This is a genomic window from Pandoraea anhela, assembly GCF_902459655.1.
In the GTDB taxonomy this organism is placed as follows: Bacteria; Pseudomonadota; Gammaproteobacteria; order Burkholderiales; family Burkholderiaceae; genus Pandoraea; species Pandoraea anhela.
This window is the reverse complement of record NZ_CABPSB010000002.1, coordinates 365,664-378,068: the sequence shown is the minus strand read 5'-3', so window position 1 is coordinate 378,068 and position 12,405 is coordinate 365,664. Positions and strand designations below refer to the sequence as shown.

General features: G+C 64.1%; 11 protein-coding genes. 6 read left to right on the top strand and 5 right to left on the bottom strand.

Annotated elements, in window-relative coordinates:
* Positions 1 to 34 precede the first annotated feature (34 nt).
* Together PAN31108_RS04805 and PAN31108_RS04800 are read right to left on the bottom strand one after the other, a co-directional pair.
* Positions 35 to 610: a Spy/CpxP family protein refolding chaperone gene (locus tag PAN31108_RS04805; protein WP_150667723.1), complete on the bottom strand. Its 576-nt coding sequence runs from the start codon at positions 608 to 610 to the stop codon at positions 35 to 37.
* Between the two features lie 232 nt (positions 611 to 842).
* Complete coding sequence (locus PAN31108_RS04800; RefSeq protein ID WP_150667722.1) at positions 843 to 1,250, bottom strand: DoxX family protein; 408 nt, start codon at positions 1,248 to 1,250, stop codon at positions 843 to 845.
* Positions 1,251 to 1,617: 367 nt separating this feature from the next.
* On the opposite strand from PAN31108_RS04800, the gene PAN31108_RS04795 reads away from it, so the two are divergent.
* From PAN31108_RS04795 to PAN31108_RS04785, 3 genes are all read left to right on the top strand, one after another.
* The gene (locus PAN31108_RS04795) at positions 1,618 to 2,205 is read left to right on the top strand and encodes a hypothetical protein (protein WP_150667721.1); all 588 of its coding nucleotides are present in this window, start codon (positions 1,618 to 1,620) and stop codon (positions 2,203 to 2,205) included.
* Between the two features lie 177 nt (positions 2,206 to 2,382).
* Complete coding sequence (locus tag PAN31108_RS04790; RefSeq protein WP_150667720.1) at positions 2,383 to 2,784, top strand: PaaI family thioesterase; 402 nt, start codon at positions 2,383 to 2,385, stop codon at positions 2,782 to 2,784.
* A gap of 80 nt (positions 2,785 to 2,864) precedes the next feature.
* Positions 2,865 to 3,713 (top strand): patatin-like phospholipase family protein, encoded by an 849-nt coding sequence (locus PAN31108_RS04785; RefSeq protein WP_150667873.1) that lies wholly within the window; start codon positions 2,865 to 2,867, stop codon positions 3,711 to 3,713.
* A 93-nt stretch (positions 3,714 to 3,806) separates the two neighbouring features.
* Here PAN31108_RS04785 and PAN31108_RS04780 read toward each other — a convergent pair whose 3' ends face one another.
* The gene (locus tag PAN31108_RS04780; RefSeq protein WP_150667719.1) at positions 3,807 to 4,817 is read right to left on the bottom strand and encodes a D-2-hydroxyacid dehydrogenase family protein; all 1,011 of its coding nucleotides are present in this window, start codon (positions 4,815 to 4,817) and stop codon (positions 3,807 to 3,809) included.
* A 615-nt stretch (positions 4,818 to 5,432) separates the two neighbouring features.
* On the opposite strand from PAN31108_RS04780, the gene PAN31108_RS04775 reads away from it, so the two are divergent.
* On the top strand, positions 5,433 to 7,319 hold the full coding sequence (locus tag PAN31108_RS04775; protein WP_246183775.1) for a phosphoenolpyruvate carboxykinase (GTP): 1,887 nt from the start codon (positions 5,433 to 5,435) through the stop codon (positions 7,317 to 7,319).
* Between the two features lie 216 nt (positions 7,320 to 7,535).
* Here PAN31108_RS04775 and PAN31108_RS04770 read toward each other — a convergent pair whose 3' ends face one another.
* Both PAN31108_RS04770 and PAN31108_RS04765 read right to left on the bottom strand, forming a co-directional pair.
* Positions 7,536 to 8,165 (bottom strand): response regulator, encoded by a 630-nt coding sequence (locus PAN31108_RS04770; RefSeq protein WP_150667871.1) that lies wholly within the window; start codon positions 8,163 to 8,165, stop codon positions 7,536 to 7,538.
* Positions 8,165 to 9,550, bottom strand: a complete 1,386-nt coding sequence (locus PAN31108_RS04765; RefSeq protein WP_150667718.1) for a cache domain-containing protein — start codon at positions 9,548 to 9,550, stop codon at positions 8,165 to 8,167. Before PAN31108_RS04765 ends, PAN31108_RS04770 begins: the two co-directional genes overlap by 1 nt.
* Before the next feature lie 462 nt (positions 9,551 to 10,012).
* Between PAN31108_RS04765 and PAN31108_RS04760 the strand changes: the two genes are divergently transcribed.
* Together PAN31108_RS04760 and PAN31108_RS04755 are read left to right on the top strand one after the other, a co-directional pair.
* Positions 10,013 to 12,079 carry a carbon starvation CstA family protein gene (locus tag PAN31108_RS04760; RefSeq protein ID WP_150667717.1) on the top strand — a complete coding sequence of 689 codons (2,067 nt, stop codon included), beginning with the start codon at positions 10,013 to 10,015 and terminating at the stop codon, positions 12,077 to 12,079.
* Between the two features lie 27 nt (positions 12,080 to 12,106).
* Entirely contained in the window at positions 12,107 to 12,304 is a 198-nt protein-coding gene (locus PAN31108_RS04755) for a YbdD/YjiX family protein (RefSeq protein WP_150667716.1), read from the top strand.
* The last annotated feature ends 101 nt before the right edge of the window (positions 12,305 to 12,405 follow it).

Here is a 12,405-nt window from a genome sequence, read left to right as displayed (position 1 = left end):
CGGGCCCTTCCGCCCGGCGGCGCTCACCTCGCGCTTATTGGGCCTGACCGGCAGGCGCCGGGGTCGGTGTCGGTGCGGGTGCCGGAGCGCCCTTGTGCATCTGGCCACGATGCTGCATCGCCTTGTCGTGCCACGCCTTCATCTTGGCCCAGCGCGCCTTGATGGCATTGCTCACGATCGTCTTCTGATCGTTGTTCAAACCGTTATACACGTTCAGCCACGCATCTTCGGTCTGGCTGCGGAGCTGGCGGTTCTGATCGAAGACCTTCTCGCGCGCGGCACGCATGCCGGCCAGATCCAGCACTTGCTGGTCCTTCGTCTGCGCGATCATCTGACGGAATTGCTCGCCGTTCTGGCGCATGGCGTCACGATTGCGCTGCGAGGTCGCGAGCGCCTGTTGCCAGGCTTGCTCCTGCTGGGCGTTGAGCTTGAGTTGATCGTGCAGTTTGCTGATGTTCCCCAGCCCCCAGGGGCCGTGGTCGCCGCGCATATGGTGCATGGCAGCGTGCGGTCCGGTGGCCGGCGCAGGGGTGTCTGCGGCATGGGCGAGGCCGAACATCGCGGTGGCGGCAACGACGGCCGACGCGGCGGCGATCTTCAGTTTGCGCATGGTGTGACTCCTTTCGATACTGCCGGAATTGGCAGCTTCAGAGTAAGTCATCAGTCAGCCTAACAAGTTGCAAAGTGCAACGGCTGTATTACCCAACGTTACCAGCGCCCGTATTGGCAACATTCCGAAACGACTCGGCCCGCCTTCTGCCGGAATCCGGCAGGGCGGGCCGCATGACCATCGCGCGATAGGGCGTGCGATGGCCGGTGGCTCGACACACGTGTCTTGCCGATCAGTCCCAGGCGCCGCGTCCACCCGACACGCTGTAACGGCCCGCGCCGAAGAGGATCACGCACAGGCCCGTGAACAGATAGAAGCCCTGGAGTTCCAGCGCCCAGCCGCCGGTCTTCGACAGATCGCCGAGTTGACTCAGGTGAACCAGGGCGAAGGCGACGATCATGTTGCCCACCACAAGCAGTCCTCCGAGGCGAGTCAGCACACCGAGAATCAGCAGGACCGGGGCGAGCACTTCACCCAGATAGGCGCCGTAGGCGAGAAACGACGGCAGACCGTGCGACGTGATCATGCCCTCGATAAAGCCCACACCGTTGATGACTTTGCTGACGCCGTGAAACAGCAGCAGGATACCGAGGGTAAGACGCAGGATCAGTTTGCCGAGATCGTCTCTGGTGCTCTGCATGGTGAAGGCTCCTTCTTGACTCGCTTGTTCGCGTAAGGGGGCTAAAAGATAACGGAGTGGCGCGCTTTCCGGTTCAGACGGACAGGGCGTGCCGGCCAAATGGGCACCACTGTATCAAATCGTTACGGCGCTGTCTGCGGGTGTCCCAACGATTTCATGGACATAGCGTCAGGCGGACATGACAGTCCGATTACAAGCCGTTACTTTTCGGACTGCCGCGTTACACGATGCCTGTCGGCGGGCGGCGCGCGGGCCTCGTTAATCCGCATAAGGACGCAGCAAGTTCGCCGGCAATCCCGCCGGCAGGCTCCGTCCCCCGTCAAATTTTCGACGACGCTTAAACGCTAAAAGGCATAAGGATTCCATCATGAACGTCCGTAAAACTCTGATTCTGAGCGCTGTGACCCTGGCCTTCGGTGGTGTGTTCGCCTCGCAGGCGTTCGCGCAGAGCACCGCGACCGAGACGTCGCGCGACATCAATCAGCAGCAGCGCATCGAGAACGGTCTGAAGAGCGGTCAGTTGACGGCCCGGGAGGCGTCGGGCCTCGAGAAGGGCGAAGCGAAGGTCGACAAGTTGCAGGCGCACGCCGACAAGACCGGCGATACTGCGGCGCAAAAGGCGCGCATCGCCAGCGCGCAGAACAAGGAAAGCGCGAAGATCGAGCAGCTCAAACACAACGATCGCGTGGCGAATCCGACGTCGAAGTCGTCCGAGCGTTTGCAGTCCGATGTACAGCGCAACGTCAATCAGGAAAAGCGCATCGCGCAAGGTCAGGTGGCCGGTACGCTCAATAACAAGCAGGTCGGCGGTCTGGAGAAGGGGCAAGCCCATGTCGACGCCGCCGAAGCCAGCGCAGCGAAGAACGGGCACGTGAGCGCAGGCGAGCAGGCAGGCGTGCAGCATCGCGAGAACAAGCAGAGCCAGCGTATCCGTCAAGAGAAGACCAGCGGATAAGCGGTTAACGTTCGACATTCCTTCGTAGTCCCCAGCGTCACCCGCCGAGCGGGTGGCGCTGTTGTTTTGCGGCTATCATCAGCGTCTGAACGCCGTGCGCCGGGGATACCGCTGGTGTGTGCCGGTGGCGCGCGCGACATGCAACGATGACGTCGGAACGATGGAGGATGACTCAGGATGGAACTGGTGCAAGCGCAGGAGATGCTTGAAGCCCTCGTCTCGCCGTGGGTGCGGCAGTTGAATTTGCAGGTCGAGGCGGTCGGGCCCGAGCAGAGCGAGTTGCGGTTGCCGTTCGATGCCGCTTTCCGGCACGGCGGGGGCGTTATCTGCGGCCAGACGTTCATGGCGGTGGCCGATACCGCGATGGTGGTGGCGCTTTGCGCTGCGCTCGGTGGCTTCCAGCCGATGACGACCGTCACGCTCAACACGCAGTTCATGCGGCCCGTCACGGAAGGCGATCTGCGCGTGATCGCACGGATTCTGCGTCGTGGCAAGAATCTGGTGTTCGGCGAGATCGAGATTTTCGACGCGCAGGGCAAGATGGCCGTGCACGCGACGACGACCTACGCGTTGCTTTGATGGCCAGGCGGCCAATCGCTCATGCGGCAGCGAGTTGTTGACGGCAAAGCGACATGGCAAGACAGAAGCGGGGGGACCAGGTGTTCGATCAGATCGTATTTGCCGGCGGCGGGAATCGTTGCTGGTGGCAGGCGGGATTCTGGGAGCGGGTCACGCGCGACGTGCCGCTGCGTCCACGCGTCATCACCGGCATTTCGGCGGGCGCGGCCACCGCATGCATGCTGCACATGCGGGCTTCCGAGTGGGTGATGGATTACTACCGGCAGGCGCTCGCGAACAATCGCAAGAACGCTTACTGGGGCAACCTGTTGCGGCGCGAGCGGGTGTTTCCGCACTACCGCATCTATCGGCAGGCGCTGCTCGACATCTACGACGGTCAGTTGGAGAAACTCGCCACGGGGCCGGAGATTCGCGTGGGCGTGTCGCACATCCCGCGCTGGCTCGGGCCTCGTACCGCAACGGCAGCCGGGCTGGTCGCTTACAACATCGACAAGCACTGGCGCCGCACGCTGCATCCGACGCTCGCGCGCAGCCTTGGATTTCGTCCCGAATTCGTGCGGGCGCAGGATTGCCGGACGACGGCGGAACTGGCCGATCTGATGCTGCAATCGTCATGTACGCCGCCGTTCACGCCGATCCTGCGACGCGACGGACGCGCGGTGCTCGACGGCGGCATGGTCGACAACGTGCCCGTCGATGCGCTCGACACCACGCCGGGGCAGGTGTTGGTGCTGGTCACGCGGCGTTATCCGCGACCGCAGATCTTCACGCAGCATCACGGCGGGCAGGATCGGCTATATGTGCAGCCGTCCGAGCCCGTGCCGATTTCCAGTTGGGATTACACGCGGCCCGAGAGGATGGCGCCGGCGTTCGCGCTGGGGCGCAAGGACGGCGAGACTTTCCTGCGGCATCTGGCGTCGATGCGGTAGGCATGCCGCCGGCGCAGCACCGGCGCGGGCCGATTCCGCGCCGACCCGTGGCCGATCAGGCGCGATCAGGATCTGGCGGAGCCGACAGCGGGCTCAGCGCCCGAAGCCGAGTAACGCTGCCGGGTTGGCCACGTGCGTGCGGTCGCCGTTCAGGAAATTGACGATGTTCTCGAAGGCCACACGGAAGTACAACTCGTAGCTTTCGTGTTCGACGTAGCCGATGTGCGGCGTGCAGACGCAGTTCTCCAGACGCAGCAACGGGTTGCCTTGCAGAATCGGTTCGCTCTCGAAGACGTCGATGGCCGCCATGCCGGGACGTCCGCGGTTCAGCGCCGTAATCAGCGCGTTTTCTTCCACCAGTTCCGCACGACTCGTGTTCACGAACAGCGCGGTCGGCTTCATTTGAAGCAGGTCTTCCAGTTTGACGAGATGGCGTGTTTCGTCGTTCAGGCGCAGATGAAGCGAGAGCACATCGCTTTGCGTGAAGAGTTCTTCCTTGCTGTTCGCCACGCGCAGGCCGTCGGCGGCTGCGGCTTCGCGCGAGCCTTCGCGACCCCACACCATGACTTCCATGCCGAACGCCTTGCCGTATCCGGCGATGAGCCGGCCGATCTTGCCGTAGCCCCAGAGGCCGAGCGTCTGAGCGCGCAGCACCTGACCGAGACCGAAGTTCTGCGGCATGCTCGACGATTTCAGCCCCGACTGCTGCCATGCGCCGTGCTTGAGGCTGGAGACGTACTGGGGAATGCGGCGCTGGGCGGCCATGATCAGCGCCCATGTGAGTTCGGCCGGTGCGATGGGGGAGCCGACGCCTTCGAGCACGACCACGCCGCGGGCGGTACAGGCGTCGATATCGATGTGATTGCCGGCGCGCCCGGTCTGGCTGATCACCCGCAACCGGGGCAGCTTGTCGATGAGCTGCGCGGTGATGGCCGTGCGTTCGCGGATCAGCACCAGCACCTCGGCTTCGCCGACCCGGGCGGCGAGTTGCCCGACGCCTTTCACCGTATTGTTGAAGACCTTGACGTCATGACCGGCCAATAGAGAGAAGCAATCGAGTTTGCGAACGGCGTCCTGGTAGTCGTCGAGAATGGCAATTTTCATGGCAAAACGTAATCGATTCGGCACAGAACGACGGCGTTCTGTGCAGACGGAACAATTGTCGGAGCCCGCCTCGATGGGCGAGCCTGCTTGTTCTTGACGTGGCGGCGTCAGCCCGGGCAAGCCCCGCGCCGGCCTTGTTGCGACGCAGCACCGGCGCATTTTATGCGGTGGTATGCTGACGCCTCGTTTTGCATAGTATGGCAGGTGTCCTGGCAACCATGGCGAAACCGCCTAAATACGATGGCGAAAAATCGAACCCACCCCGCAAAAGCAAGTCGGACCTGGTGAGCGAGACGCTTGATGCGCACGTATCGGTGCGCGTGTTGCCCCCTGCCGCTTCGCGTGTGCCGCCGTGGCCCTTGTCCGGTGTTCCGGATGGGCACGGCATGCGCCACGTTCCGTATCTCCCGCGGCCCGAGCCTGCATGCGCGCAAGCGATATGCACCGGCGACGGGCGCCGGGGCAGTGAGGCTTGTCCGGTATCCCCGACCGGATTGGCTGCCCGGCGACGCAAGGCGCCCGCATGGTGCCCCCATAAAAGGACGGCCGGTGTTCGCACCCACCGGCGCTTGAACGTCCGCTTCGATTTTCCGACTCTGCATGGAGACAACCCCCATGACGCAAGCCAGTGTGAGCGCGAATACGCTCAACGCCTCCTCCTCGTCCACTGTCGCCACCCGTGATCTGCCCGGCTGGGTGCGTCACCGCAAGCTGATCGACTGGGTGTCGCACATCGCGGCGATCACGCAGCCCGAGCGTGTCGTCTGGTGCGACGGCTCGCAGGAGGAATACGACCGTCTGTGCGAACAGATGGTTGCCGCAGGCACGATGAAGCGGCTCAACCCCGCCAAGCGTCCCAATTCGTTTCTCGCGCTGTCCGATCCCTCGGACGTGGCGCGTGTGGAAGACCGCACGTTCATCTGTAGCGAGAAGCGTGAAGACGCCGGCCCGACCAATCACTGGATCGATCCGCGCGAGATGCGCACCACGCTCGACGGGCTGTTCGAGGGCTGCATGCGCGGTCGCACGATGTACGTCGTACCGTTCTCGATGGGCCCGCTCGGTTCGCCGATCGCCCACATCGGTGTGGAGCTGTCCGACACCCCGTACGTGGCGGTGAACATGCGCATCATGACGCGCATGGGCCGTGCCGTGTACGACGTGCTGGGCGACGACGGCGAGTTCGTGCCCTGCGTGCACACCGTCGGCAAGCCGCTGGCCGCCGGCGAGAAGGACGTGGCGTGGCCGTGCAACAGCACGAAGTACATCGTCCACTTCCCGGAAACGCGCGAGATCTGGAGCTACGGCTCGGGCTACGGCGGCAATGCGCTGCTGGGCAAGAAATGCTTCGCGCTGCGCATCGCATCGACGATGGGGCGCGATGAAGGCTGGCTCGCCGAGCACATGCTGATCCTCGGCGTGACGTCGCCGCAGGGCAAAAAGTATCACGTGGCGGCGGCGTTCCCGTCGGCTTGCGGCAAGACCAATTTTGCGATGCTGATTCCGCCCAAGGGCTTCGAAGGCTGGAAGGTCGAGACCATTGGCGACGACATCGCCTGGATCAAGCCGGGCAAGGACGGTCGCCTGTATGCGATCAATCCGGAAGCCGGCTTCTTCGGCGTAGCCCCGGGCACGAGCCAGAAGACCAACCCGAACGCGCTGGCGACCCTCGGCGAAAACGTCATTTTCACGAACGTCGCGCTGACGGACGACGGCGACGTGTGGTGGGAAGGCCTGACCGACACGCCGCCGGCTCACCTGATCGACTGGCAGGGCAAGGACTGGACGCCGGAGAGCGCGAAGGAGACCGGTCGCAAGGCCGCGCATCCGAATTCGCGTTTCACGGCGCCGGCGTCGCAATGTCCGTCCATCGACGCCGACTGGGAGAACCCGGCCGGGGTGGCGATCGACGCGTTCATCTTCGGCGGTCGCCGCTCGACCACCGTGCCGCTGGTGACGGAGGCGCGGGACTGGACCGAAGGCGTTTACATGGCTGCCACGATGGGGTCGGAGACGACGGCGGCGGCGGCCGGTCAGCAGGGCGTGGTGCGTCGCGATCCGTTCGCGATGTTGCCGTTCTGCGGCTACAACATGGCCGACTACTTCCAGCACTGGCTAGATACCGGCGCGCATCTCGACAAGACCGGCGCGAAGCTGCCGAAGATCTACTGCGTGAACTGGTTCCGCAAAGGCGCCGACGGCAAGTTCGTGTGGCCGGGCTTCGGTGAGAACATGCGGGTACTCGCATGGATGCTTGGCCGCATCGACGGGACCGCGCAGGGCGTGGAGAACGCGTTCGGCATCACGCCGCGCTACGAAGATCTGAACTGGAGCGGGCTGTCGTTCACGCCGGCGCAGTTCGATGACGTGACGTCGATGGACGATGCGGCGTGGCATGAAGAGCTGAAACTTCACGCCGAGCTGTTCGACACGCTCAAGCATCATTTGCCGCAAGCGCTGCTCGATACGAAGGCCGACATCGAGCGTCGACTGAAGTCGTGATGCGTTCGAGGTCGACATGATGGCGGACTGAGCGCTCGCCATCGGCATTGCGCAACACGATCCCGCCGGGGGAAACCCCGGCGGGATTTTTTGTTGCCTTGTGAACCTTCCGAAAGGCACGTCGGCGGTGGCGTTATGCGCCATGTGAAGGATTTCTCCGGCGCCCGCGTCGAGGCGCACAACCCCTTCGCGCAGCAGGATTCACGACGCAGGCGTTTACAGTCGATTCTCCACCGCGAACTTGATCAGCTCCGCTTGTCCCTCGATGCCGAGCTTGCGTTTGATGTTGAGTCGATGGGTTTCCACGGTGCGCACGGACAAATCCATCTCCATGGCGATTTGCTTGTTCGAGAGGCCGTGCGCGATACGGGTCAGGATTTCACGCTCGCGCGGCGTGAGCGAATCGATGGGGGCGTGAGAGGTCGACGCCTGCACGACGCGCGCGGCAATCGCGGCGCTGTAATACGCCTCGCCTCGTGCCACGCGTTCGATGGCGGTCACGATCTCATGAGCGGGGGCGTCCTTGAGGACGTAACCGCGAGCCCCGGCGCGCACGGCCTGACGCACATATTCCGCGTTGTCGTGCATCGACAGAATCAGTACGGCGATGTGCGGAAACTGCTCGCGAAACTGCGCCGTCAATTCGATGCCGTTTGTGCCGCGCATGCTGATGTCCATCAGTGCGAGATCGGGCGACGATGTCTTCGCCCGCGTGAGCGCCTCCTGAGCGTTGCCGGCTTCGCCGACCACCTGCAAGTTGGGCGAGGCGTCGAAGCGGGCGCGCAGCCCGTCGCGAACGAGTGGATGGTCGTCGATCAGCAGGAGACGGATGGGATGGATTTGCATCATTTGCGGGAGGTTGCACGAAGCGCCGCTTTCACGGCGGCGGGCGTGAGCGGTACCCACGCGCTGATGGTGGTGAGGCCGGGCCATGACTGGATGCCGAGTGCGCCGCCCACGGCATCGAGACGCTCTCGCATATTGCGCAAACCGATACCGTGACGCGGGTCATGGTGCACGTCGCTCACGTCGAAGCCGCGACCGTCGTCGGCGATCGACAGGTGAATGCCGTCGGGTTTGAAGATGAGCAGGATCGACACGCGTGACGCGTGGGCGTGGCGCTCGATGTTGGTCAGCGCTTCCTGTGCGATGCGATACAGCATCGTCTTGATGTTGTCGTCGAGTGCGGGCGCTTCGCCTTCGACATTCATCTCGACCGGCAGCCCTGCGTGCGATCCGAACTCGCGTGCGAGCTGATCGATGGCGGCGGCAAGGCCCAGATCGTCGAGCATCGCAGGCCGCAGCGCTTGCGAGATGCGACGGACCTCGCCGAGCGTGCCGTTCAGGCGCTCGATCGCGACGCCGAGCGTGTTGCTGGCGGCGGCGGGGGATCCCGGCAAACGCATCGATGCGGATTCGAGCAGCAGTTTGACGGAGACGAGCAACTGACTGATGCCGTCGTGAAGCTCGCGTGAAATCCGGGCGCGTTCGAGCTCCTGCGATTCGACGACCTGCCGCGCGAGCTGACGCAGCTTGGCGTCGGCCGTCTTGAGTTCGGTGATGTTCACGACGAGTCCGCACAGCCCGACGATGGCCAGGCACGACGACGCGATGAGCGTAATCCAGATCAGCGTGCGGTCGATGTTCGCTTGCGCGCGATCGTCGGACTCACGCAGTGTGGCTTCCACATCGTCGAGATAAATCCCTGTGCCGATCATCCAGTTCCAGCGCGGCAGTGCGATGACGTAACCGAGTTTCGGCGTCATTTGCTGACGGGAAGGTTTCTCCCAGGCGTACTGGACATACCCGCCGCCGGCGCGCGCCGCAGCGATCAGGCGCTGAATCGTGAGCGCACCCGATTCGTCCCTGAGCGACCAGAGATTGTGGCCGACCAGTTCGGGCTGGCGCGGATGCATGAGGCTGCGGCCCTCGAGATCGTAGACGAAGAAGTAGCCGTCCTTGCCGAACTCCATGCGTGCGAGCGTCGCGAGTGCCGCTTCGCGTGCGGCGGGGGTGTCGGGGCCGTCGTACAGCGGCTCGATGGCGTTGCGGGCGAGGCCCACGTAATGCAGCAGCTCGGCCCGCTTGTTGGCCAGCGATGTGGTCTGCACGGCGTCGTGCTGCGCGCGTGAGAGCTCGTTCCCTTGATGTCGCACGGCCAGTGCGATGGCGATCATCGCCAACGCGACCGGCAGGAGCGACAGGATGAAAAATTTCTGTCGGAGATTCATGGCATTCGAGGCGCCTGCAATGCCGCGTTCCGCTGATTTCAGGGGTTTGCGCTACGTAATAGCACGTAGCGGGCCTGCGTAGTTCCGCGCTTGTGGCACGGCGGGCAAACGCCAATACTACACGCCGAATTGTGGCCGGGGCTGCGGGGCGCAGTGTAGCGCACAAGTCGCGCGTTTCGCACAAGTTGCGTAAGCCCCATGCCGGTGCCGGGCAAGTGCTCGCCGGGTTCGCATATCCCTATGCGGCGCTTGAGTACGACGTTGCCGGCGTGTCGCTGTGATGAGACCCCCGCAGAGGGGCGTGCACAGCGGGTCGACGCAGTGCGCTGCGGTTCGAAGCGGACCTTCGACGGGTCCTTGACGCTCACACGGCGTCGCACCAAGAGGCGGGATGGCGCTCAAACGGCGTGATCCCGGGGTTGCTGCCCTGCCCACTTAGGCAGGCAGTTCCGAGGAGAGACAATGAATCGCATCTGGCAACAACTGCCCTGGGCAGCGGTGGCCGTCGTCGGCGCGTGCGCGCTCGGCACGGTGGCCCTATCGCGCGGCGAAACCGTCAGCGCACTTTGGATCGTGATCGCAGCCATCTGCGTCTATCTGATCGCGTATCGCTTCTACAGCAAGTTCATCGCCACACGCGTGGCACAACTCGACGGCACGCGCATGACGCCCGCATGGCGTCACAACGACGGCCTGGACTACGTGCCGACCAACCGCTACGTGTTGTTCGGTCACCACTTCGCCGCGATCGCGGGCGCCGGCCCCCTCGTCGGCCCGGTGCTCGCCGCGCAGATGGGGTATCTGCCCGGCATGCTGTGGATTCTCGCAGGCGTGGTGTTTGCCGGCGCGGTGCAGGACTTCATGGTGCTGTTCATCTCCACGCGTCGCGACGGCCGTTCGCTGGGCGATCTGGTGAAGGCCGAACTCGGCATGATTCCCGGCGTGATCGCGCTGTTCGGCGCGTTCCTCATCATGATCATCATTCTCGCCGTGCTGGCGCTGATCGTGGTCAAGGCGCTCACGGGTTCGCCATGGGGCACGTTCACCGTCGGGCTGACGATTCCCATTGCGCTGTTCATGGGCGTCTACACGCGCTTCATTCGTCCGGGCCGTATCGGCGAGGTGTCGATCATCGGCTTCGTGATGCTCATGGCCGCGATCTACTTCGGCCAGAGCGTGCACGACAGCGAAACCCTCGCGCCGCTGTTCACTTTCGACGGCAAGCAACTCACGTGGATGCTGATCGGCTACGGCTTCGTGGCGTCCGTGCTGCCGGTGTGGCTGTTGCTCGCACCGCGCGACTACCTGTCGACGTTCCTCAAGATCGGCACGATTCTGGCGCTCGCCATCGGCATTCTGGTCGTCGCGCCCGAACTGAAGATGCCGGCGCTCACGCAGTTCGTCGACGGCAGCGGCCCGGTCTGGTCGGGCAAGCTGTTCCCGTTCCTCTTCATCACGATCGCCTGCGGCGCCGTGTCCGGCTTCCACGCGCTGATCTCCTCGGGCACCACGCCCAAACTGCTCGATAACGAAGTCAATGCGCGTTTCATCGGTTACGGTGGCATGCTCATGGAGTCGTTCGTGGCCATCATGGCGCTGGTGGCGGCGTCGGTGATCGACCCGGGCGTCTACTTCGCGATGAACAGCCCGGCCGCCGTGATCGGCACGACGCCGGAAGCCGTCGCACAGGTTGTTTCGGGCTGGGGCTTCACCATTACGCCGGACGTGCTGACCGCGACCGCACAGGCCGTGGGCGAGCACACGATCATCTCGCGCGCCGGCGGTGCACCGACGCTCGCCGTCGGCATGGCGCACATTCTCCATCAGGTGGTGGGCGGCGAAGCGATGATGGCGTTCTGGTACCACTTCGCGATTCTGTTCGAGGCGCTGTTCATTCTGACGGCCGTCGATGCAGGCACGCGCGCCGGCCGCTTCATGCTGCAAGACTTGCTGGGCACGTTCGTGCCGTCGCTCAAGCGCACGGAGTCGCTGCCCGCGAACCTGCTCGCCACGGTACTGTGCGTGGCGGCATGGGGCTACTTCCTCTACCAGGGCGTGGTCGACCCGCTGGGCGGCATCAACACGCTGTGGCCGCTGTTCGGCATCTCGAACCAGATGCTGGCCGCCATCGCGCTGATTCTGGCGACGTGCGTGCTGTTCAAGCTCAAGCGCGAGCGCTTCGCCTGGGTCACGGTCCTGCCGACCCTCTGGTTGCTCGCCTGTACGCTCACGGCCGGCTGGCAGAAGATGTTCGATCCGGACCCGAAGGTCGGCTTCCTCGCCCACGCCGCGAAGTATCAGGCGGCACTCGCCGACGGCAAGCTGCTCGCACCGGCCAAGTCGGTGGCGCAGATGCGGCAGATCGTGTTCAACGATTATGTCGATGCCACGCTCGCCGGTGTATTCATGTTCGTCGTGGTGTCGGTGGCGGTGTTCGGTGTGCGCACGATTGTCGTGGCACGCCGCGCCAATAAGCCGACGGCGAAGGAAACCCCGTTCGAACCGATGCCGGCCGGCCCCCGGGTCTGACGCCCGCATCAAGGCACAGGAGGCGTCATGCTCGACGAAGTTGGCAAGGTCGGACGGTATCTGGGGCAGGCCATGCGGCTGATGGTCGGTCTGCCCGACTACGACACGTACGTGGCGCACATGCAGGCCACGCATCCGGATCAGCCGGTCATGAGCTATGAAGCGTTCTTCCGTGAGCGTCAGGAAGCCCGTTACAGCGGCAAGCGCGGTGGCCGCTGTTGCTGATCGGCACGACCGACTCGGAATCGCCAGATTCGCCGATGTGATCGATCACCCTTCGATGACGTCGGCGATACAAGAACGCCCGGTGGAGATCCCATCGGGCG

Coding starts and splice junctions, on each gene's coding strand:
- PAN31108_RS04805 (WP_150667723.1), bottom strand. CDS start 610: ATGCGCAAACTGAAGATCGCCGCCGCGTCGGCCGTCGTTGCCGCCACC.
- PAN31108_RS04800 (WP_150667722.1), bottom strand. CDS start 1,250: ATGCAGAGCACCAGAGACGATCTCGGCAAACTGATCCTGCGTCTTACC.
- PAN31108_RS04795 (WP_150667721.1), top strand. CDS start 1,618: ATGAACGTCCGTAAAACTCTGATTCTGAGCGCTGTGACCCTGGCCTTC.
- PAN31108_RS04790 (WP_150667720.1), top strand. CDS start 2,383: ATGGAACTGGTGCAAGCGCAGGAGATGCTTGAAGCCCTCGTCTCGCCG.
- PAN31108_RS04780 (WP_150667719.1), bottom strand. CDS start 4,817: ATGAAAATTGCCATTCTCGACGACTACCAGGACGCCGTTCGCAAACTC.
- PAN31108_RS04775 (WP_246183775.1), top strand. CDS start 5,433: ATGACGCAAGCCAGTGTGAGCGCGAATACGCTCAACGCCTCCTCCTCG.
- PAN31108_RS04770 (WP_150667871.1), bottom strand. CDS start 8,165: ATGCAAATCCATCCCATCCGTCTCCTGCTGATCGACGACCATCCACTC.
- PAN31108_RS04765 (WP_150667718.1), bottom strand. CDS start 9,550: ATGAATCTCCGACAGAAATTTTTCATCCTGTCGCTCCTGCCGGTCGCG.
- PAN31108_RS04760 (WP_150667717.1), top strand. CDS start 10,013: ATGAATCGCATCTGGCAACAACTGCCCTGGGCAGCGGTGGCCGTCGTC.
- PAN31108_RS04755 (WP_150667716.1), top strand. CDS start 12,107: ATGCTCGACGAAGTTGGCAAGGTCGGACGGTATCTGGGGCAGGCCATG.